The sequence below is a fragment of the Streptomyces sp. NPDC052012 genome, from assembly GCF_040689265.1.
Classification (GTDB): Bacteria; Actinomycetota; Actinomycetes; order Streptomycetales; family Streptomycetaceae; genus Streptomyces.
The window spans coordinates 268,394-288,912 of sequence record NZ_JBFAXA010000003.1; the positions used below are offsets into that span (position 1 = coordinate 268,394).

Consider the following 20,519-nt stretch of genomic DNA (forward strand, 5'->3'; position numbering starts at 1 on the left):
AGGGCTGAACGTCACGCGGGCTTGTCCGAGTGGCCCAGGGACTTCCCCGGGGCCACTCGGTCGCGTACGGCCCGCTTCACGGCCGTCGGCTCCGGGAAGCCCTGCTCCCGCCGGTCCCACACCACCTCGTCCCCGACCCGCACCACGAAGACACCCCCGGTGCCGGGCCTGAGCGCGAGCTCGGTCAGCTCGGCCTCGAAGGTGGTCAGCAGCTCCTGCGCCAGCCAGGCGGCCCGGGGCAGCCAGCGGCACTGGGTGCAGTACTCGATCTCCACGCGCCGTTCGCCGGAAGTCATCGCAGGTGCACCGTCCCGTCGTGTTCCACCGCCGGCCGGCCGTGCAGGTCGGGGACCTGCTTGAGCCAGTCCGGCCGGCCCTGTCGTGTACGCGCCGCGCGCCGCGCGTTCTCCGCGGCCAGCTCCTGGGCGCTCGGGAAGTCGGTCGGCAGCCACGCCTCGGACGCCCGCACGCGTGCGTGGAGGTACGTCACATACGCCTCGCGTGCCTCGTCGGGCGTGGCGAAGCCGGGCTCGCCGGCCAGCCAGGCGTCGGGCACCTCGGCCGCGATGGACCGCAGCAGCTCCTCGGTCACCCGGGGCGCGAGCTCGGCGTCGGCGGCCCGTACGTCGGGCCCGTAATGACCGAGGGCGTGGTGCCGGAAGTCGTACGCCTTGGCGGGGTCCGCGCCGTCCCAGCGGTGGTGGAAGACGAGCGCCGCGCCGTGGTCGATGAGCCACAGGCGGGGGCGCGCGACGCCGAGGGTCGGCCAGACGACGAGGTTGGAGCTGTGCACCGTGCGGTCGACGTTCACGGTCAGCGCGTCGAGCCAGACGATCCGGCCCGCCTCCAGCGGATCGACCGCGAACTCCTGTGCGACCTCGGGGGTGAAGTCCCGCGCGCCCGGCAGGTAGTCCATGCCGAGATTGACTCCGGCGCTGGAGGCGTGCAGCTCCCGCACCTCCTGGTGCGGCTCGTGACCGGCGATCGACGGGTCGAAGTGCACGAGCACCAGCTCGGGGAACCGCAGCCCGAGCGCCCGCGCCAGCTCCCCCACGATCACCTCGGCGACCAGCGCCTTGTGGCCCTGCGCGGAGCCGGTGAACTTCACGACGTACGTGCCCAGATCGTCGGCCTCGACGACTCCCGGGACGGAGCCGCCGGATCTCAGCGGGGTCACATATCGAACGGCGTTCACATCGCGCAGCACACCCGCCAGCGTACGGCAGGCCCCTGGCCCGCCCACCGGCATTTATCCCCTGGCCAGCGGGTTGGGCAGGGGACGGTAGCGGGCGGCGGCGCCGTCCGCGCCGGTCCAGCGCAGCAGGAGGTTGGTCTTGCCGGGGAGGGTGGGGGCGGTGAGCAGGGCGGCGGCCTCGGGGAGATCGTGACGGGCCAGTTCGTGGCGTACGGCGGGCCACGGGTCGAGGCCGGGGTGGAGCTCGGCGAGGGCGGCGGCGATCTCGGTGAGGTGGTTGACGACCAGGCAGTACACGAGCCGTTCCCACCCGGCCTCCGGGGACACCTCGGGGAGACCCGCCGTACCGGACGCCCCCGGCAGGAGCTTCACGCCCTCGGCGTCCCGGAACAGGGCCTGCACGGGGGTGCCGGTGGCGTCCACGGCGATCAGGGTGTTCTGCAGATGCGCCTCCAGGACGACGCCGTGCCCGGCGAAGGCGGCCAGGACCGGTGGCACCACCTGGGTCAGATACGCCTCCCACCACGCGGCAGGGTCCCCGGTCGCGGCGAGCGGGTTGCCGTCGAAGCCCTCGACCAGCGCGGCGGCGAGATACGGGGTCGCGCCGGGCAGCAGACGGCCGCGCAGTCCGTCCCGGACGACGACGGCCAGCTGCTCGTAGGCGAAGCCGGCGGTGCGGTGGCCGCGGTCGCTGAGCCAGGCCGCCGTCCCGTCGAACGCGGCGAAGGCGCGGCACACGGCCGCGTCGGTGGCGCGCAGGCGCAGCAGGTCGTGCCGCCACAGGCGCCGGATGTCGTTGGTGATCCGCACGTCCAGGCTGAACTTGCAGAAGAGGTCGTGCTCGGGCGCGTACACCGTGCGGATCGCGGCCGTGGGCCACACCGGGGACGTGGTCGTGCCCAGCCGCAGCAGGCGGCCGTCGGCGAACGCGGGGGCGAGGTCGCGGGAGGCCAGGTCCAGCTGCCAGGGGTGGGCGGGCAGCAGGCGGTAGCCGGGCGGGGCGCTGCCCAGGCGGTCGAGCGCGGTGGTGTCGCCCTCGTCGACGAGGGTGTCCTCGCGCAGGGCGAGCAGCGTCAGCGGGAAGCGGGCGTACGCCTCGGGCGCGTAGGGCAGCCAGCAGGCGGCGGGGCCGCCGCCGCGCGCCTTGGGGGCCGGGTGGTGGGTGTGGCCGGTGACGAGGGACTGCTCGGAGCGCAGATACGGGTCGCCGGGCGGGGTGGCCCGGGCGCGCGCGGCGAGCAGGGCGGCCACCGCGTCCCGGCTGTCGATCATCTCGCCGGGCAGTTCGTGGTTGGACACACCGGTGTGCCGGCGCAGTTCCTCGGCGGCGAGTTTGACCAGCTCCACATGGCCGATCCGGTGCCAGGCACCGGCGGCGAACACCTCGGGTTCGGTGGGCCGCCGGGTGCCGCGTACGCGCAGCAGGCGGTCGACGCCGGTCAGGCGGTAGGTCCGGTGCCGGTCCCCGTACTCCAGGGGCTCGGCCACCTCCCGCAGCAGGCAGTTCAGCAGGGGTACGGCCGCGTGGGCGTCGGCGCGCCCGGCGAGGGTGTCGTTCGTCGACGCGTCGTCGTCTGCTGGCGGGGGCATGAGGTCCACGCGTTCCACTGGTTCCCTACGGTCTGTCCGGGCGGAGACGATCAGTATGTCTGTCGTCGACCGCCCTTTCGTCCCGCCTGTGTCGTACCCGAGGAGCCCGCCCGTGCACCGTCCCCCCACCGCCGAGTCCGAGGTCGCCGACGAGCTGGCCGCCGTACGGCCCGCGCTCGTGCCCCGGTACGCGCGGGAGCTGCCCGGCGCCCGCGCGGCCGTGCTGACCCGGCTGTGGCGTGGGCTCGCGCACGAGCCGCTGCCGTGGATCGCCCGCCGGGAGGCGTCCGGGGACGGGCTGGTGCTGCGGCTCACGGACGGGCGCGCGCTGCACGGCACGCGTGCGGATCCGTACGCGACCGACGCGTACGCCACGGTGGTACGGCTCGACGACGTGGAGCACGACGATCCGGCGCGGCTGATGACGGACCTCGCCGTACCCCGGTCGGCGGCCTTCGCTGCCGAACTCGGCCACAGTGTCGCCTCGTTGGCGCTGTCACGGGCCGCCCGGCCGGATCACCCGAAGGAGTGGCCGGTCAGCGACTGGGAGTGGGAGCAGCGGGTGATCGACGGGCATCCGTTCCACCCCAACTGCCGTTTCCGGCCCGGCTTCTCGGTGGCCGAGCAGCTCGCCTACGCTCCCGAGCACCGGCCGGTGGTGGAGCTGGGCCTGCTGCCCGTCCCCGCCGGGGAGTGCCTGGTGAGCGGTGTGTGGCCCGAGTGGCTGCGGGACGGGGGCCGCCTGGTGATCCCGGTGCACCCGTGGCAGGCGGCACACGTGCTCAAGCGCCCGTGCGAGCAGCGCCTCGCGGCGCATCCGCTGATGGCGCTGCGCACCCTCGCGCTGCCGGACGGACCGCATGTCAAGACCGCGCTGAGTGCCCGGCTGACGTCCTCGGTGCGGGACATCTCGCTCGGCTCCGTCGCCGCGTCGGCGGCGTTGTCGGACTTCGGGGAGGCGGTGGCGGCCCGCACGGACGGGCTGCTGCACATCACCCGCACGCTGGGTGCGGTCGCGGGGGGATCCCCGGATCTCGCGGCCGTCCTGCGCGAGTCGCCTCGCCTGTACGCGTCGGAGGAGGAACGCGTCGTCCCGGTGGGGGCGCTGGCGACCACCGGGCCGGCCCGCTCCCCCGCCTGGTCGGCGAGCTTCGCGCGGCTCGCGCTCACGGTGGGGCTGCGGCTGCTGGACCTGGGCGTGGCTCTGGAGGCGCACGGCCAGAACCTCCTGGTGGTGCTGTCCCCGGCCGGGGAACCGCTGCGGCTGGTCTACCGCGACCTGGCCGATCTGCGGGTCAGCCCGGCCCGGCTCGCCCGCCACGGCATCCCGCTGCCCGACCTGCCCACCCGTATGGTCACGGACGACGAACGGGCCCTGCGCCGCAAGCTGTTCGGCTCGCTCGTGGCGGGCGCCCTCGCGGGGGCCACGGGCTCGGCCCCGGCGCTGCGGGCGGCCCTGGAGACCGCCGTACGGGATGTGCCGCGCAGCCCGGATCTCGCGGCTCTGTGCGACGAGCCGCTTCCCGCGAAGGCACTCACGCTGATGCGTCTGTCACCGGGGACGGCCGGGGACCAGTGGGCCGACCTGCCCAACCCCCTGCACGCGTGAGGCCGCGCCGCTATCGGCCGACGGCCGGCGCTCCCGCCGGGGCGGTGAGCAACGCCTGCGGCAGATAACCGGAACGCACGCGCAGGTCCCAGCCGTGCACCTGGACCGCCAGTGCGGCCAGGGCGATGGTCCGGTACGGGAGCAGGCTGCGGGGCGGCGCGTCGGCCGGTGTGCTCTCCCGGTGCTGGGCGAGGCGGTCCGCCAGGGCCTGTTCGAACGCGGGCTGGTTGTCCTCCAGGAGCACCCGCAGCAGTCGCTGATCCGGCGTCATGTCCGCGAGGGCGTTCAGTCGCAGGGCACCGTCGAGACGCTCGTCGACCTCCGGCATGCACAGCGGCACCGACGGCCAGTCGCGGGGGAGATGCCCGCTCGCCCGGGTCAGGTAGCAGGCGAGGGTGTCCATCTCCGCCAACTCCCCCGGGTCCGACACGGATTCCAGCTCGGAGTGCGGCGCCCCGTCGCGGATCGCCGGCGCGTGGTCGTCGCGCAGGAGCAGTCCTATGACCCGGTCCCGTTCCCACAGCAGCCCGCTGATCAGGCCCAGCGCGAAGGCGTCCAGCCAGTCCGCGGCGGTGGCCGCGTGCTCCACCGCGTCCGCGAAGGCGGTGTCCTCGCTGCTGACGCTCTCCCCGATCAGAGGGAAACGGATCTCCTGGTCGCCGTTGGGGAAGCACCCGAGATCCAGGTGTCCGAGGGCGCACTCCGCCGCCGTGCGCAGGACGAGGGGGGCGGGCTCGGTGAGGAGGTGGGGGTCGGACACCGTGCGCGCGGCGAGGTGGTCGAGGAGGTCGTCGCGCATGCCCAGCAACTCCGCGTCGGAGTAGCAGTCGTACCGCATCGTGTGCCAGCGGCGGAAGGTCCGCCCCCGGATGTCCGACAGTGCCGGCTCGACACTCCGCACGCTCACCTCGTGCCGGGGCACGTCCATGATCGTCATGAGGATCATCCTGCCAGCCGCCACTGACAGCGCGTACGGCACTGGTCTCACATCTCCCGCAGGGACTTGGCGAGGCTTCCGTCGCCGGTCACCTCGACCCGGCCGGCGCGCACCGCGTCGGTGAGGGACAGCTCGCCGCGGCTGATCGCCGCGCAGGTCCCGGTGTCGAGGGACAGCAGGGCGTCCGGCTCCCCGGGCGCCGGACCGTCATCGTAGACGGGCCCGTCCTGGGCACCGGCATACAGGTGGAACCGCCCTTCCTCCAGCCGGACTTCGACGACTCCCTCGCCCTCGAGGGCCCGCAGCAGGGGCAGCGCGAACCAGTGGGCGCGCACGGCGTCGGTGGGGCGCCGCTCCCCCAGCTCGGCCTCGCCCCACGCCCCGAGCGCCTGGAGCACGGGCAGCAACTCGTGTCCCCGGCCGGTGAGTTCGTAGACGTTGGCCGCGCCGGGAGGCGGCAGCCGGCGGCGGGTCGCGAGCCCGTCGCGCTCCATGTCCTTCAGCCGGGAGGCCAGGACGTCCGTGCTGACGCCGGGGAGGTCGGCGTGGAGGTCGGTGTAGCGGCGCGGGCCGGCCAGCAGCTCCCGGACGATCAGCAAGGTCCAGCGGTCGCCGACGGCGTCGAGTGCGCGGGCGGCGGAACAGTACTGGTCGTAGCTTCGGCGAGCGCGAGGTGACATGCGGCGCAGTCTAGACAAGTTGTTGGACTTTCCAAGCGACTACTTGGTAAAACCAAGCAACACCAGATACCGGAGAGGTAGCGGCGCATGGAGTTCCGGCAGTCGAGCAAGCTCAGCGAGGTCTGTTACGAGATCCGCGGCCCGGTCATCGAGCACGCCGACGCGCTGGAGGAGGCGGGACACAGCGTGCTGCGCCTGAACACCGGCAATCCCGCGCTGTTCGGCTTCGAGGCGCCGGAGGAGATCCTCCAGGACATGATCCGGATGCTGCCGCAGGCGCACGGCTACACCGACTCGCGCGGCATCCTCTCCGCCCGCCGCGCGGTGGCGCAGCGCTACCAGACCCTGGGCCTGGAGGTCGACGTCGACGACGTGTTCCTCGGCAACGGCGTCTCGGAGCTGGTGTCGATGGCCGTGCAGGCGCTGCTGGAGGACGGCGACGAGATCCTCGTCCCCGCCCCCGACTTCCCCCTCTGGACGGCGGTGACGACCCTCGCGGGCGGTACGGCGGTCCACTACCTCTGCGACGAGCAGGCGGACTGGTACCCGGACCTGGCCGACATGGAGTCGAAGATCACCGACCGCACCAAGGCGGTCGTCATCATCAACCCCAACAACCCCACCGGCGCGGTGTACCCGAAGGAGATCGTCGAGGGCATCCTCGACCTGGCCCGGCGCCACGGTCTGATGGTCCTCGCCGATGAGATCTACGACCAGATCCTCTACGACGACGCGGTCCACCACTCGGCCGCGGCCCTCGCCCCCGACCTGGTGGTCCTCACCTTCTGCGGCCTGTCGAAGACGTACCGGGTGGCCGGCTTCCGCTCGGGCTGGCTGGTGGTCACCGGCCCGAAGCAGCACGCGAAGGACTACCTGGAGGGGCTGACCATGCTGGCCTCCATGCGCCTGTGCGCCAACGCGCCCGCCCAGTACGCCATCCAGGCCGCGCTCGGCGGCCGCCAGTCCATCCGCGACCTGACCGCGCCGGGCGGTCGCCTGCGCGAACAGCGGGACGTGGCCTGGGAGAAGCTGAACGAGATCCCGGGCGTCACGTGCGTGAAGCCGAAGGGCGCGCTGTACGCGTTCCCGCGCCTGGACCCCAAGGTGCACCGGATCCACGACGACGAGAAGTTCGTCCTGGACCTGCTGCTGCGGGAGAAGATCCAGGTCGTCCAGGGCACGGGCTTCAACTGGCCGGCCCCCGACCACTTCCGCATCCTCACGCTGCCGCACGCGGAGGACCTGGAGGCGGCGATCGGACGGATCGGCCGGTTCCTGAGCGGGTACCGGCAGTAGGGCTCCTAGGTGAGCGCGTGGGACCAGAAGCGGGCTTTGTAGAACCTCGCACCGCTGCGGACCGAGTCGCCCCGGCCGGAGAAGCCGACCGTGTCGCTCCACCAGGTCCCCGCGCTCGGCGCGTCGACCCAGAACTCCGTGCCGTCGGGGAGCCGGCTGAAGGACTTGGTGAAGTACCAGTCGTGCAGCCTGGCAGGGGTGGCGAAGCTCCACGTCCGCGCGAAGCTGTTGTACACGAGATGGGTCTTCCAGATGCCGTGGTCGGGGTTGGAGGCGTCGCCGCCGACCGTGTAGAAGATGTCCGCGGAGGCGTAGTCCGGCTGCAGGTCGTGGCCCGTACCGCTGAAGGTCAGCGTCGCCACCAGCGAGAGACCGGTGATGATGTCACTGCTGTCGGTCACCAGGCGATAGGCGCGGAGTTCGTTGTCGCCGATCGCCAACAGGAGTTCGTTCACGTCGTCCCACATCACGCCGTGGGCGCCGGGGAAACCGGTGCTGATGCTGGCGGCGAACGATGTGGGCGGCAACCCGCCGTGCGCGCTCGGTACGAACAGATTGATGCCGCCGCCCGACTGGTAGCTGTCACCCGTGACCCGGGCCTTCGACGACGCGGTGACGATCGCACCGTGCCCGTCGATGCGCTCCACCGAGTGCGGGTTGCCCGGCACGACGGCCTGCCAGACGATCTTCTTGTCGCTCTCCCGCACCATGGCGGCACGTCCGCCCGTGCTCGACGTGCCGTTGGCGCAGCACACCAGGACGTCGTCCCAGTTGGCGGTGAGGCGCCGCTTGGCGTCGGCCAGGTACTTCCAGTCCTCGGTGTCCGGGGCGCTCCAGTACCAGCCGGGAGTGCCGTTCCAGTTCGTGGTGCCGTTGCTGAACCGCTGGATCTGGTTGGCGGCCTGTTCCACGACCACGATCAGGTAGTCCGTGGCGGCGGCGGCAGGCCGTGCCGCAGCCGCACCGCCCACCGCCGCCAGCCCCCCGGTCACCACTCCTCTGAGCAGCGTCCTCCGCTTCAACGTCCCGCCCCTTCCGCCGATCTCCGATTGAGCTGATCACTTTCGCACGAGGGGGCACCGCCCGTCAGCCACAGGTGACGCTGCGCCGCCCGCTCGGGGGCAGAATGGTGACGCGGAAGCAGCTCGAACGCTTGCTGGAGCCCGCGTCCTGTGAGTCGCCGGCGTTCATCGAGAAAGTGCTGGGAGAGACATCATGACCAACCAGTGGGCCGGCTTCCTCGCTCACACGTCCGGACGACGATGACCCGACCCCCCACCGCCGCGCAGCGGCGTCTCATCGAGGCCGCCGATCCCGTCACCGGACGGTTGAAGGGGACGCCGGCGCAGCTTGCTGCGCTGGTGAAGCGGGGGCTCGCCTTCCGGCATCCCAGGCCGCCGCACGATCACTTCCTGACGCCGGCGGGGCATCGGGTCCGGGAGGCCGAGCCCGCGCCCGGCGCCGGTCCGGTCGAGCCCGACGCACCCGCCGCCTCCGGGGTGTTCGCCGCGCGGGTGGGCGGCGAGGACGCGGCGCCGGGTGACGGGCCTGCGCGGCGGCGGGAGGTGCGCAGTGCCTGGGAGGGGATGCTGGAGCTCAGGCGGATGACGAATCCGGACGGGGCGACGGACCGGCCGTGCGGCTGGGAGCGTACGCATCTCGTGCAGGCCGCCGCGCTGGCGCTGGAGGCGGACGGGCACCGGCCCTCGGGCCCCGGCTCGGGCGGCTACCGCGTCACGGACACCCCGCAGCCGGACGCCGTCGCCGTGTACGAGCCGGATGACGCCGCGCGGCACGCCTGTGCGGCCACGCTCGAGCGGGCCGGGTGGCAGGTCGGGGAGTACACCGAGCCGCGGACGCGGGTCCGTTACCTGCTGGCCTCGCCCCGGCGGGCGTGAGGGCGGGTGTGCGTGCCAGGATCGGGGCAGCCGAGTGCCGATCACCACGAGGGGACACTGTGAGCGAGCCGTATTCCGTGCCCGTGACCGTCCGGGGCTACGAGACCGATGTGCAGGGGCATCTCAACCAGGCCGTGTATCTCAACTACGCGGAGCACGCACGCTGGTCGCTGCTCCAGGCAGCCGGGATCACCCAGTCCCGGCTGATCTCGCAGGGTGTGGGGCCGGTCGCGCTGGAGACGACCATCCGCTACCGGCGGGAGCTGCTCGCCGGTGACGAGGTCACCGTCAGCTGTGCGTTCGCCTGGGGTGGCGGCAAGACGTTCACCATCGAGCAGACGATCGCCAAGGCGGACGGCACGGTGGCGGCGGAGATCACGGCGGTCGGCGGGCTGCTGGACCTCAAGGAGCGCAAGCTGGTCGCCCGGCCGCAGGAGGTCTTCCGGGAGCTGGCGAAGGATCCCGCGCTGTTCGGGCTGCAGGCCGTGTGAAACCCGGCCGGCCCGGCACCGAGGGTGCCGGGCCGGCCGGGCGATGCGGGTGTTCAGCGGACGTGGTCGGCCGTGTGCCTCATGGCGTGGCCTTGGCCGGCTTCGGGGCGGCGGTGATCTCCTCCCCGGCCTCCATGGGATGGGTGACCTCGGCTGCCTCGCGGCGGCCGTTGCCGATGTGGTTGAAGACGATGTTCAGCAGCACGGCCACGACGCAGCCCGTGGAGATGCCGGAGTCGAGGACGATGCGGGCCGTCTCCGGGAAGGCGTGGTAGAACTCCGGCGCGCTGATCGGGATGATGCCGACGGCCAGTGAGACGGCCACGATCAGGACGTTGTTGTCCTTCTCCAGGCCCGCGCGGACCAGGGTCTGGATGCCGCTCGCGGCGACCGATCCGAACAGGACCACGCCCGCGCCGCCGAGCACCGGGCGCGGTACGACGGCGATGAGCGAGGCGGCCATCGGACACAGGCCCATCAGGATCAGGAAGCCGCCGCCGGTCGCCACGACGTAGCGGCTGCGGATCTTCGTCATCGCGACCAGGCCGATGTTCTGGGCGAAGGCGCTGCACATGAAGCCGTTGAACAGCGGGCTGATCGCGGAGCCGAGGGTGTCGGCGCGCAGGCCGGCCGCGATGGTCTTCTCGTCGGCCGGGCGGTCCACGATCTCGCCCAGCGCCAGCATGTCGGCGGTGGACTCGGTCATCGACACGACCATCACCACGCACAGCGAGACGATCGCGGCGACCTGGAACTGCGGGGCGCCGAAGTGGAACGGCGTCGGGAAGCCGACGATGTTCGCCTCGGCGACCGGGGAGAAGTCGGTGACGCCGAACGGGATGGCGATCAGGGTGCCGGCCACCAGGCCCAGCAGGACGGCGATCTGCTTGACGAAGCCGCGGGTGAAGCGGCGCAGCACCAGGACGATGACGAGGGTGACGCCGGCCAGGGTGAGGTTGGTGGCGGAGCCGAAGTCGTCGGCCGTGGGGCTGGATCCCTGCGCCCAGCCGAAGGCGACCGGAAGCAGGGATATGCCGATCAGGGTGATGACCGTGCCGGTGACGACCGGTGGGAAGAAGCGGACCGCCTTGCTGAAGAAGGGGGCCGCGAGGAAGCCGAGGAGTCCGGCGACGATGACCGCGCCGAAGATGATCGGCAGCGCGTCGTCCTTGTCGGGGGTGGCGGCGACGATGGCGGTCATGGGGGCGACACCGGCGAAGGTGACGCCGTTGACGAAGGGCAGCCGGGCACCGATCTTCCAGATGCCGAGGGTCTGCAGGAGGGTGGCGAGGCCCGCGGTGAACAGGCAGGCGCCGGTGAGGAAGGTCAGGTCGGTGGCGGACAGGCCTATGGCCGCGCCGACGATCAGGGGCGGGGCGACGACTCCCGCGTACATGGCGGCCACGTGCTGAAGGCCGGTGGTCGCCATCTTGAGCGGCGGGAGTTTTTCGTCAACGGGGTGGTCGGCCACTGCGGCTCTCCTCCGGTCGGTTACACGTCGGCTCTGACGTGGGTGTCAAGGAGGTGGTGCGGGTGGTCGTGCGGGACCGGGGGACGGAACCGCTCCCGGGACATGGGTCCTGGGTGCGGCGGGTGACCGTTCCGGAACGCGCGTGTCCTCACGCGCGTTCCGGAGACGGCCGCCGCGGACCGCTGGGGTCCGCGGTCACCGGCCGGGAGCCGTCCCTCCCGGCCGGAGTTCATCCGGGTGTTCAGTTCTGCGCGGCGATCCGTGCCAGCCGCTGTGCTTCCGCACGGGTGGTGCGGGCGATGGTGTCCTCGTCGGCGGTGAGCAGCCGGCCGTTCTCGACGATCTGCCGGCCGTTGACGAAGGAGGCGGTGACCGGTGCGGCCGCGCCGAGGACCAGGGCCGTCACCGGGTCGGCGATGGAGGCGTGGGCGAGGGTGTCCATGCGCCACAGCACCAGGTCGGCGAGCTTGCCCGGCTCCAGGGAGCCGATCTCGTCCGCGCGGCCGAGGACCTGGGCGCCGCCGTAGGTGCCGAGGCGCAGCGCCCGGCGGGCGGTGAGCGCGGCCTCGCGGTGCGGGCCGAGGCGATTGATCAGCAGGGCGTTGCGCAGTTCGGTGTGGAGTTCGCCGGACTCGTTGGAGGCGGTGCCGTCCACGCCGAGGCCGACGGGGACGCCGGCGGCGAGCAGGTCGGGGACGCGGGCGATACCGGCGGCGAGGCGCGCGTTGGAGGACGGGCAGTGGGCCACGCCGGTCCTCGTGCGGGCGAAGGCGGCGATGTCGGAGTCGTTCATGTGGACGCAGTGCGCCATCCACACGTCCTCGCCGAGCCAGCCGGTGGACTCGAAGTAGTCCGTCGGCCCCATCCCGAACAGCTCGTGGCAGAACTTCTCCTCCTCCACGGTCTCCGAGCCGTGGGTGTGCAGCCGTACGCCGAGCCGGCGGGCCAGTTCGGCGCCCTGGCGGAGGAGTTCGGTGGAGACGGAGAAGGGGGAGCAGGGGGCGACGGCGACCTGGGTCATCGCGCCGAAGGAGGCGTCGTGGTGCCGCTTCACCGTCTCCTCGGTGGCGGCGAGCGCGCCGTCGAGGGTCTCGACGGCGAAGTCCGGGGGCAGGCCGCCGTCCTTCTCGCTGCGGTCCATGGAGCCGCGGGCGAGGGTGAAGCGCACCCCCATGTCGCGGGCGGCGCGGATGACGGCTCCGGACAGGTCGCCGGAGCCCCGCGGGTGGACGTAGTGGTGGTCCATGGCGGTGGTGACGCCGCCGCGGGCCATCATGGCGAGCGAGCCCTGGGCCGCCGCGTGCACCATCGGCTCGTCGATGCGCGCCCAGGTCGGGTAGAGCGCGACGAGCCAGTCGAAGAGGTTGTGGTCGGTGGCCAGTCCGCGGGTGATCCACTGGTAGAAGTGGTGGTGGGTGTTGACCAGACCGGGGGTCACCAGATGCCCGGAGGCGTCGATACGGCGGACGACGTTCTGCAGGTGCTCGGGTGCCGTGCCCGCGCCGAGCGACTCGATGCGGTTGCCGGCGAGGACGAGGTGGCCGGTGGCGTACTCGGTGTCCTTCGCGTCGACGGTCGCGATCGCGCAGTTCTCGATGACGATGCGCTGGGCTGCTGCCATGATTCGTCCCTTTTACTCTCTTGTTCCTCTGTGGGCAGGGCACGGCAGGACCCTAGGAGTTCGAGTGCCGTGGCCGGGGAGGTGTCGCCGTGGGCTCCCCGGCCGCGGGTGCCGAGCGGGGAGACGTCAGAGGTTGGTGAGGTCCACCGGGATCCGCGCCTCGCAGCCGTCCCGCAGGATGGTGGCCTCGATCAGGCCGTAGGGACGGTCGGCGGCGAAGTACACCTCGTTGTCGTTCTTCAGCCCGAACGGCTCCAGGTCCACCAGGAAGTGGTGCTTGTTCGGGAGGGAGAAGCGCACCTCGTCGATCTCACTGCGGTTGTTGATGATGCGCGCGCCCATCTGGTACAGCGTCTGCTGCAGCGACAGCGAGTACGTCTCGGCGAAGGCCTGGAGCATGTGCTTCCTCACCTGCTCGTAGGACTTCTCCCAGTTGGGCATCTTCTGCTCGTCGTCGGTCCAGTTGAACCGCCACTTGCCGGAGACCTGCGTGGCCAGGATGCGGTCGTAGGCCTCCTGGAGCGTCGTGTACTTGTCCTTGACGTAACCCCAGAACTCGGAGTTGGTCGAGTTCATCACGACCAGGTCCTTCAGGCCCGAGACGACCTCCCACTGCTCACCGTCGAAGGTGATCTGGGTGGTGCGGATCTCCTGGCCCTTGCGGACGAAGGAGTGCTTGACCTCGTCGGCGCCGATGAACTTGCTGTTGGCGTCGGAGGTCTCGATCCGCTCCCAGGCGTACTCCTCGATGCGGATGCGGGCCCGGTGGATCGGCTCCTGCGAGGTGACGAAGTGACGGGCGAGGTGGATGCCGAACTGCTCGGCGGACTCGATGCCGAACTCCTTGGCGAACGCGTACACCGTGTTCTTGGTGGTGTCGGTCGGCAGGACGTTGGCGTTGGAGCCGGAGTAGTGGACCTCCTCCATGTCGCCGGACAGGGCGACGGAGACGTTGAGGTCCTTGATGTGGTGGGTGGCGCCGTCCCGCGTGATCTTGACGACTCGGTTCTCGGCCTTGCCGTACTGGTTCTGTCCCAGGATCGTGGGCATTTCTAGCTAGCTCCCTCGGTAAACGGAGTAGCCGAACGGGTTGAGCAGCAGCGGTACGTGGTAGTGCTCGCCGGGCGTGACCGCGAACGTGATCACGACCTCGGGGAAGAACGCACCGCTGTCCCGATTCGCGGGGGCGTCCTGCTGCGCATCGGCTTGCTTCTTCGCGGATTCTTCGAAGTACGGCTCCACCGCGAAGTCGAGCCGTACATGGGTGGTGCCCTCCGGCAGAGCCGGCAGGTCCTTGCACCGCCCGTCCGCGTCGGTCGCGGAGCCGCCGAGCGCCTGCCAGTCCGCCTCACGCCCGGATCGGGCGGAGAGCCGGACGGCGACGCCCTCGGCGGGGCGGCCGGCGCTGGTGTCCAGGATGTGCGTGGACACGGAAGCGGTGGTCTCGGTGCTCATGCGTGCGTCAGTCCTGTTCGACGAGTCGGGCGAGGCGGATGCGGTTGATCTTCCCCAGCTCCGTGCGGACGATCTCGCGCTCCTCCTCCGGCGCGTTGCCGATGCGCTCCTTCACGGCGTCCCGCATCTGCTCGCCGGTCCGGCCGGTTGCGCAGATGAGGAACACATGGCCGAACTTCTCCTGGTAGGCCAGGTTCAGTTCGAGCATCTCCGCCTTGAGCTCCTCCGAGGCGCCGGCCATACCCGCCTGCTCGCGGGAGGAGGTCGGGTCGCCGGGCTTGGGGCGGCCGATGGGCGGGTGCCCGGCCATCGCCTCCTCGAGGTCCGCCGTCGTCAGGTCCGCCATGGCGGCGTCACTGGCGGCGTACAGGTCCTCGGTGGTGGCGTACGGGCGGGCGGCGAGCAGCCGCCGTGCCCACGCCGTGGAGGCACACGCCTCGTGGAGGGCGGCGAAGGCCGCGTGCTCCTCGAGGGCGTTGAAGCGGGCCAGGCCCGGCGGCGTGGAAGTGGACGTCACGGGAGCCTCCGTGGCCTTGTGCTGAACGGGCGTGCCGATAGTGAACGCCGTCAGCGGCAGGACGTCAACAGTTTGTTGAAAATTCGGGGGAACAAATACGAGTCGCCATGACGCGCGTCCCGGCTGTCTCCAGCATGCGCCCGACACGCCGCGAACCGCCGCCCCGTATGCGGGCGGCGGCCCGCGGCGACAGACCGAACGGGCTGGTCAGGAGCCCTTCTCACGGTTGAGGTAGTTGTAGACGGTGAAGCGGCTGACGCCGAGCGCGCTCGCCACGGTCTCCACTCCGTGCCGCACCGCGAAGGCGCCGCGCGCCTCCAGACTGCGTACGATCTCCTGCTTCGCCCTGCGGTCCAGATCGGCGAGCGGCATGCCCTTGCGGCGCTCCAGCGCGGCGAGGATGTGGTCGAGGGAGTCCGCGAGCTGGGGGAGGCGCACGGCGACGACGTCCCGGCCCTCCCAGCTGAGGACCACGTCGTCGGGGCCGGCCTCGTCGGGCGGGACGATCTGCGCGCCCATGGCGTCGACCAGCGGCTTGACGGCCGCGATGAACGGCTCGTCCACCGCGCCGCTCATCCCGCGCCCTCCCCGTCCGCGAAGCCGTGCTCCCCGATCACATTGACCTGGAGGGAGACGCGGGTCGCGCCCGCCGCGAGGGTCCGGCGCAACAAGGCGTCCACGGCGGTGAGCACCGCGTCGGAGGCGCCCTCCGCGGTGTTGCCGAACGGCCCGACGTCCACGGCGTCCAGGTCTGCGGCCTCGACGACCTCACGGGCCACCACCGCGTGCGCGGGGGCCTCGTCGAGATCGAAGGGCTCGGTCGTGAACTCCACTCTCAATCGCACGCGCTCAACCTAACGCCCCGCCCGGATTCCCGGGCAGTCCTCACCGCCACGGGATCCCCGCGACGGACCGCCCGCCCTGCCCCGTAGAGCCGACGAGGACGGACCACGAACCAACCAGGGAGGGGACCTCGGCATGGCGGGGCACAGGATCAGAGGCATCAGGGGTACGGCGCTCGCGGCGGCGGCGATGGCGGCACTGACCGCGTCACAGGCGCCCGGGACGACGCCGGCGCGGGCCGCGGCGCCCGCGGAACCGGCCGCCGGGCCCGGGACGAGCGTGTCCGGGGACACCCCGTACCGCACCGAGCTGCCGCCGCTGCCAACGGCGCGGGACGGGAAGGCGAAGACATCACCGGCGGACGGCGCGCTGCCGGCTAGCGTGTTCGCCGCCTACCGGCGGGCCGAGGCGCGGCTCGCGCACTCCGCGCCCGGCTGCCGGCTGCGGTGGCAGCTGCTGGCGGCCGTCGGGCAGGTGGAGTCCGGGCAGGCGGGCGGCGGACGGGTGGACGCGGACGGTACGACCCTGACGCCGATCCGCGGCCCCCGGCTGGACGGCGTCCGCTTCGCGCTCATCCGGGACAGCGACGGCGGGACGTACGACGGGGACACGGTGTACGACCGCGCGGTCGGCCCCATGCAGTTCATCCCGTCGACCTGGGCGGTCTGGGGCATCGACGGCAACGGGGACGGCCGGGCCGACCCGCACAACGTGTTCGACGCGGCACTCGCCGCCGGGCACTACCTGTGCGCCGGCGGACGCGACCTGTCCGTACCGGGCGACCTGGACGCGGCGATCCTCGGCTACAACCACTCCCGGGCCTATCTGCGGACGGTGCGGGCCTGGTTCGCGTACTTCCTGCAAGGGCACCGGGTGGTGCCGGACGCGGGCGTGGCGGGCGAGGCGAGCCCGGCGCCCGAGGCGTCCCGGCCGGTGCCGCGCGAGCCGTCGCCGACGCCCGCCGCCCGCCGGGCGGGAGGCGGATCCGGTGCGCCGTCCACCGCCCCGGCCCCGTCCCGGACACGGCCGACGCGCACGCCCCCGCCCGCCGAACCGTCGGCGGCTCCCCTGCTGCCGCTCCCCGGCCCCGGAGCGGCCCCGCCCGCCGAGGACATGCTGCCCGGGGCGGCCCCGCTCCCCGGCGACGAGGAGAACCCGATGGTCGCCGCCCCCTCCACAACCGCGGCTACCGGGCGGTAATGTCGCCCCCCGCCGGGCGCACGGGACCGGCGGGTGAGCACGAAGGGGTCCTCATGGCGACGACGGACATGCCCGCGGACATACAGGCGGCCCACGACCGGTGGGAACGTATGTGGAGCCACCGCGAGCACCTGCTCAAGGTGGCCCGCCGCAGGTCGATGTCCCTGGAGGACGCCGAGGACGCCGTGCACGAGGCGATGCTGCGGGCGGCCGAGCGCCCCGACCTGGACGACGAGCGGCTGGCCGCCTGGCTGACGACGGTGACGATCCGGCTGTGCGTGGACCGGTACCGGCAGGTCAACCGCGAGGCCGAGGTGCGCACCAGCCCGACGCTGATCGCCCCCGGCCCGGTGCCGGTCGAGGAGGCGGTGTGCGACCGGGCGGAGGCCAGGTGGCTGGCCGTGCGCAGCGGTGAGCTGCCCGCGCGCCAGGCGGAGGCGCTCCGGCTGAAGTCCGAGGACCTGGACGTCGGCCAGGTCGCCGTGCGGATGGGCCTGAGCTACCGGACGGTCGAGTCGCTGCTGGCCCGGGCCCGCCGGACCCTGCGCAACTCGCTGGCGGGAACGCTCGGCCTCGCCCTGTTCCTGTGGGGCCGGGGCAGGCCGCGCGGGGCCTCGCACGCACAGGCGGTGGCCGTGGCCGGGACCGCGGCGACGCTGGCGGTGGCCGGGTTCGTCCTGCCGTACGCCCACGACTGGGACGGGCAGGGCACGGCGCCGCGGCCCTCCGTCTCGCCGGTCCCGGAGGCCTGGCAGCGCCCTGCCCCCGCAGGCGGGGAGACGTCTCCGGACGCGCGTGAGCTGCCGGCCGCCACGAGGGCCGACGCCCCGGAGCCGGCGCGGCCCCCGGGCGACCGCCCGCTGCTGCCGCTGTCCGTGCCGTCCCTGCCGGAGGTCCCCCTCTCCTCGGGCCCGGAGCTGCCGACGCCCGAGGTGCCTGCGGTGCCCGACGTCCCCGAGGTGCCCGAGGTGCCCGGAATCCCGGCGGCCCCGGACGTGCGGGACGCCCCGTCCGCCGTGCCCGGACTTCCGCAGGTGCCGGACCGCCCCACCGCTCCGGACCCGCTCGAAGCGCCCGTGAGCCCCCTGCCGTAACCCCCTCTCACCCGTCCGCAAAAAATTTCTCCCTCGCCGCGACGGACGGCCCGCCCCTCCCCGTAGAGCAGATGTCGGAGCTGCTCCACGGGTGACGTCACGGGCGAAGGGTGGACCGGATGGGTGTCGAGATCTGTGTGGAAGGACTGACCAAGTCCTTCGGTCACCAGGTCATCTGGCAGGACGTGTCGCTGACACTGCCCGCCGGGGAGGTCTCGGTCATGCTCGGCCCGTCGGGCACGGGCAAGTCGGTGTTCCTCAAGACGCTCGTCGGACTGCTGAGGCCGGAGCGCGGATCCATCACGATCCAGGGCCGGGACATCACCGGGCTCCGCGAGCACGAGCTGTACGAGGTGCGGAAGCTGTTCGGCGTGCTGTTCCAGGACGGCGCGCTGTTCGGCTCGATGAACCTGTACGACAACATCGCCTTCCCGCTGCGCGAGCACACCCGCAAACCGGAGAGCGAGATCCGGCGGATCGTGCTCGAGAAGATGGACATGGTCGGTCTGATCGGGGCCGAGGAGAAGCTGCCCGGGGAGATCTCCGGCGGTATGCGCAAACGCGCCGGGCTGGCGCGGGCGCTGGTCCTGGACCCGGAGATCATCCTGTTCGACGAGCCGGACTCGGGGCTGGACCCGGTGCGCGTCGCGTACCTCAACCAGCTGATCGTCGACCTCAACGCCCAGATCGACGCGACCTTCCTGATCGTCACCCACGACATCGCCTCGGCCCGCCAGGTCCCGGACAACATCGGGCTGCTGTTCCGCCGTGAGCTGGTGATGTTCGGACCCCGCGACCAGCTGCTGACCAGCGACGAACCGGTCGTACGGCAGTTCCTCAACGGCCGCATGCAGGGGCCCATCGGCATGGCGGAGGAGAAGGACGCCGGGCAGGTCGAGCAGGAACTGGCCCAGATCGGCGAGACCGCCGATCCCGAGCACCTCACTCCCCGGCTGCTGCCCAGCCCCGGCATCTCCCGGCCGCCCCGCTGGCAGGCCATCGCCGAGCGTGAGGAGGAGGTGGCCCGCGCATGAGTCTCAGTCCCGTGGGCGCGCTGCGCCACTCCGGCAGCCTCTTCGCGCTGGCCCTGGACGTCCTCCGGACCGTCCCGAAACGACCCTTCCAGGTGCGGGAGTTCATCCAGCAGGCGTGGTTCATCGCGAGCGTCACGATCCTGCCGACCGCCCTGGTCTCGATCCCCTTCGGCGCGGTCATCGCCCTGCAGATCGGCAGCCTGACCCGGCAGCTCGGCGCCCAGTCGTTCTCGGGTGCGGCCTCCGTCCTCGCGGTGCTGCGGGAGGCCTCGCCGATCGTCACGGCGCTGCTGATCGCGGGCGCCGGCGGGACGGCGATCTGCGCGGACCTGGGGGCGCGGAAGATCCGCGAGGAGATCGACGCGATGCAGGTGCTGGGCATCGACCCCGTCCACCGGCTGGTCGTGCCGCGGGTGCTGGCCTCGATGCTGGTGGCGGTGCTGCTCAACGGCCTGGTGTCGGTGGTCGGGGTGGCGGGCGGCTACTTCTTCAACGTCGTTCTGCAGGACGGCACTCCGGGCGCTTATCTGGCCTCCTTCACCACGCTCGCCCAGCTGTCCGACCTGTGGGCGGCCGAGCTCAAGGCGCTCGTCTTCGGCGCGATCGCGGCGATCGTCGCCTCCTACAAGGGACTCACCGCGAAGGGCGGCCCCAAGGGTGTGGGCGACGCGGTGAACCAGTCGGTGGTGATCACCTTCATGTTGCTGTTCGTGACGAACTTCGTGATGACCGCGGTGTACTTCCAGGTCGTTCCGCAGAGGGGCTAGCCGATGAGACTTCTCGACCGCCCCCTGAAGTCCCTCGAGGACCTGGGCGCCCAACTCTCCTTCTACGGCCGGTCCCTGGCGTGGACGGGCCGGACCCTGCGCCGCTACAAGAAGGAGATCCTGCGGCTGCTCGCCGAGGTCAGCTTCGGCCGGGGCGCACTCGCCGTCGTGGGCGGCACGGTCGGCGTGATCGCCTTCCTGTCGTTCTTCACCGGCACCGAGGTGGGCCTGCAGGGCTACGCCGCGCTCAACCAGCTCGGCACCTCCAACTTCGTGGCGTTCCTGTCGGCGTACTTCAACACCCGGGAGATCGCCCCGCTGGTGGCCGGGCTCGCGCTGGCCGCGACGGTCGGCGCCGGGTTCACCGCGCAGCTCGGCGCGATGCGCATCAGCGAGGAGACCGACGCCCTGGAGGTCATGGGCGTGCCGTCGCTGCCGTTCCTGGTGACCACGCGGATGATCGCCGGGTTCGTCGCCGTGATCCCGCTGTACGTGGTCGGGCTGCTGTCGTCGTACCTCGCGGCCCGCACCATCACCACCGGCTACTACGGGCAGTCGACAGGCACCTACGACCACTACTTCCAGCAGTACCTGCCGCCGGTCGACGTGCTCTGGTCCTTCGGCAAGGTGCTGGTCTTCGCCGTCGTGATCATCCTCGTGCACTGCTTCTACGGCTACTACGCGAGCGGCGGCCCGGCGGGCGTCGGCGTCGCGGTGGGGCGGGCCGTGCGGACCTCGATCGTGGCGATCAACGTCCTGGACTTCTTCCTGAGCCTCGCGATATGGGGCGCCAACACGACCGTACGGATCGCGGGGTGAGC

At 72.0% G+C, this 20,519-nt stretch carries 22 protein-coding genes; 9 read left to right on the forward strand and 13 right to left on the reverse strand.

Annotation, left to right across the window (positions count from 1 at the left end; translation table 11 throughout):
- Nucleotides 1–11: 11 nt before the first annotated feature.
- From AB0412_RS08380 to AB0412_RS08390, 3 genes are read right to left on the reverse strand one after another with little or no spacing between them, the layout of a single operon-like run.
- A complete protein-coding gene (locus AB0412_RS08380; protein WP_366401724.1) occupies nucleotides 12–296 on the reverse strand; it encodes a SelT/SelW/SelH family protein in 285 nt (94 codons plus the stop codon).
- The gene (locus AB0412_RS08385) at nucleotides 293–1,207 is read right to left on the reverse strand and encodes a HipA family kinase (protein ID WP_366401725.1); all 915 of its coding nucleotides are present in this window, start codon (nucleotides 1,205–1,207) and stop codon (nucleotides 293–295) included. Before AB0412_RS08385 ends, AB0412_RS08380 begins: the two co-directional genes overlap by 4 nt.
- 42 nt (nucleotides 1,208–1,249) lie before the next feature.
- Nucleotides 1,250–2,785: an IucA/IucC family protein gene (locus AB0412_RS08390; protein WP_366401726.1), complete on the reverse strand. Its 1,536-nt coding sequence runs from the start codon at nucleotides 2,783–2,785 to the stop codon at nucleotides 1,250–1,252.
- A gap of 112 nt (nucleotides 2,786–2,897) precedes the next feature.
- On the opposite strand from AB0412_RS08390, the gene AB0412_RS08395 reads away from it, so the two are divergent.
- Nucleotides 2,898–4,394, forward strand: a complete 1,497-nt coding sequence (locus AB0412_RS08395; RefSeq protein WP_366401727.1) for an IucA/IucC family protein — start codon at nucleotides 2,898–2,900, stop codon at nucleotides 4,392–4,394.
- Between the two features lie 10 nt (nucleotides 4,395–4,404).
- Here AB0412_RS08395 and AB0412_RS08400 read toward each other — a convergent pair whose 3' ends face one another.
- Both AB0412_RS08400 and AB0412_RS08405 read right to left on the reverse strand, forming a co-directional pair.
- Nucleotides 4,405–5,331 (reverse strand): immunity 49 family protein, encoded by a 927-nt coding sequence (locus tag AB0412_RS08400; RefSeq protein WP_366401728.1) that lies wholly within the window; start codon nucleotides 5,329–5,331, stop codon nucleotides 4,405–4,407.
- A gap of 47 nt (nucleotides 5,332–5,378) precedes the next feature.
- Nucleotides 5,379–6,011 carry a winged helix-turn-helix transcriptional regulator gene (locus AB0412_RS08405; RefSeq protein WP_366401729.1) on the reverse strand — a complete coding sequence of 211 codons (633 nt, stop codon included), beginning with the start codon at nucleotides 6,009–6,011 and terminating at the stop codon, nucleotides 5,379–5,381.
- A gap of 87 nt (nucleotides 6,012–6,098) precedes the next feature.
- Here AB0412_RS08405 and AB0412_RS08410 point away from each other — a divergent pair, with 87 nt between their 5' ends.
- Nucleotides 6,099–7,307 (forward strand): pyridoxal phosphate-dependent aminotransferase, encoded by a 1,209-nt coding sequence (locus AB0412_RS08410; protein ID WP_366401730.1) that lies wholly within the window; start codon nucleotides 6,099–6,101, stop codon nucleotides 7,305–7,307.
- Between the two features lie 5 nt (nucleotides 7,308–7,312).
- Here AB0412_RS08410 and AB0412_RS08415 read toward each other — a convergent pair whose 3' ends face one another.
- Nucleotides 7,313–8,299 carry a hypothetical protein gene (locus AB0412_RS08415; RefSeq protein ID WP_366401731.1) on the reverse strand — a complete coding sequence of 329 codons (987 nt, stop codon included), beginning with the start codon at nucleotides 8,297–8,299 and terminating at the stop codon, nucleotides 7,313–7,315.
- A 270-nt stretch (nucleotides 8,300–8,569) separates the two neighbouring features.
- On the opposite strand from AB0412_RS08415, the gene AB0412_RS08420 reads away from it, so the two are divergent.
- Both AB0412_RS08420 and AB0412_RS08425 read left to right on the forward strand, forming a co-directional pair.
- Nucleotides 8,570–9,205 (forward strand): hypothetical protein, encoded by a 636-nt coding sequence (locus AB0412_RS08420; RefSeq protein ID WP_366401732.1) that lies wholly within the window; start codon nucleotides 8,570–8,572, stop codon nucleotides 9,203–9,205.
- A gap of 59 nt (nucleotides 9,206–9,264) precedes the next feature.
- Entirely contained in the window at nucleotides 9,265–9,696 is a 432-nt protein-coding gene (locus AB0412_RS08425; RefSeq protein WP_366401733.1) for an acyl-CoA thioesterase, read from the forward strand.
- Between the two features lie 79 nt (nucleotides 9,697–9,775).
- Here the strand turns inward: AB0412_RS08425 and AB0412_RS08430 are convergent, their stop codons facing one another.
- The 7 genes from AB0412_RS08430 to AB0412_RS08460 form a co-directional block, all read right to left on the reverse strand.
- Nucleotides 9,776–11,167: a nucleobase:cation symporter-2 family protein gene (locus AB0412_RS08430; protein ID WP_366401734.1), complete on the reverse strand. Its 1,392-nt coding sequence runs from the start codon at nucleotides 11,165–11,167 to the stop codon at nucleotides 9,776–9,778.
- A gap of 241 nt (nucleotides 11,168–11,408) precedes the next feature.
- Nucleotides 11,409–12,788, reverse strand: coding sequence for an 8-oxoguanine deaminase (locus tag AB0412_RS08435; protein ID WP_366401735.1), 1,380 nt, complete (start codon nucleotides 12,786–12,788; stop codon nucleotides 11,409–11,411).
- A gap of 126 nt (nucleotides 12,789–12,914) precedes the next feature.
- Nucleotides 12,915–13,838 carry a factor-independent urate hydroxylase gene (gene pucL, locus AB0412_RS08440; RefSeq protein ID WP_366401736.1) on the reverse strand — a complete coding sequence of 308 codons (924 nt, stop codon included), beginning with the start codon at nucleotides 13,836–13,838 and terminating at the stop codon, nucleotides 12,915–12,917.
- A gap of 6 nt (nucleotides 13,839–13,844) precedes the next feature.
- Entirely contained in the window at nucleotides 13,845–14,243 is a 399-nt protein-coding gene (gene uraH / locus AB0412_RS08445; protein WP_366401737.1) for a hydroxyisourate hydrolase, read from the reverse strand.
- A 7-nt stretch (nucleotides 14,244–14,250) separates the two neighbouring features.
- The gene (gene uraD / locus AB0412_RS08450) at nucleotides 14,251–14,760 is read right to left on the reverse strand and encodes a 2-oxo-4-hydroxy-4-carboxy-5-ureidoimidazoline decarboxylase (RefSeq protein ID WP_366401738.1); all 510 of its coding nucleotides are present in this window, start codon (nucleotides 14,758–14,760) and stop codon (nucleotides 14,251–14,253) included.
- Nucleotides 14,761–14,967: 207 nt separating this feature from the next.
- Complete coding sequence (locus tag AB0412_RS08455; protein WP_366401739.1) at nucleotides 14,968–15,336, reverse strand: helix-turn-helix domain-containing protein; 369 nt, start codon at nucleotides 15,334–15,336, stop codon at nucleotides 14,968–14,970.
- Nucleotides 15,333–15,605 (reverse strand): hypothetical protein, encoded by a 273-nt coding sequence (locus AB0412_RS08460; RefSeq protein ID WP_366401740.1) that lies wholly within the window; start codon nucleotides 15,603–15,605, stop codon nucleotides 15,333–15,335. Before AB0412_RS08460 ends, AB0412_RS08455 begins: the two co-directional genes overlap by 4 nt.
- 133 nt (nucleotides 15,606–15,738) lie before the next feature.
- On the opposite strand from AB0412_RS08460, the gene AB0412_RS08465 reads away from it, so the two are divergent.
- The 5 genes from AB0412_RS08465 to AB0412_RS08485 all read left to right on the forward strand — a co-directional run bounded on the left by AB0412_RS08465 (nucleotide 15,739) and on the right by AB0412_RS08485 (nucleotide 20,517).
- Complete coding sequence (locus tag AB0412_RS08465) at nucleotides 15,739–16,803, forward strand: lytic murein transglycosylase (protein ID WP_366401741.1); 1,065 nt, start codon at nucleotides 15,739–15,741, stop codon at nucleotides 16,801–16,803.
- A 53-nt stretch (nucleotides 16,804–16,856) separates the two neighbouring features.
- Nucleotides 16,857–17,897, forward strand: coding sequence for a sigma-70 family RNA polymerase sigma factor (locus tag AB0412_RS08470; protein WP_366401742.1), 1,041 nt, complete (start codon nucleotides 16,857–16,859; stop codon nucleotides 17,895–17,897).
- A gap of 119 nt (nucleotides 17,898–18,016) precedes the next feature.
- Complete coding sequence (locus AB0412_RS08475; protein ID WP_366401743.1) at nucleotides 18,017–18,931, forward strand: ABC transporter ATP-binding protein; 915 nt, start codon at nucleotides 18,017–18,019, stop codon at nucleotides 18,929–18,931.
- Nucleotides 18,928–19,698: an ABC transporter permease gene (locus AB0412_RS08480; protein WP_366401744.1), complete on the forward strand. Its 771-nt coding sequence runs from the start codon at nucleotides 18,928–18,930 to the stop codon at nucleotides 19,696–19,698. Before AB0412_RS08475 ends, AB0412_RS08480 begins: the two co-directional genes overlap by 4 nt.
- 3 nt (nucleotides 19,699–19,701) lie before the next feature.
- On the forward strand, nucleotides 19,702–20,517 hold the full coding sequence (locus AB0412_RS08485; protein WP_366401745.1) for an ABC transporter permease: 816 nt from the start codon (nucleotides 19,702–19,704) through the stop codon (nucleotides 20,515–20,517).
- Nucleotides 20,518–20,519: the final 2 nt, after the last annotated feature.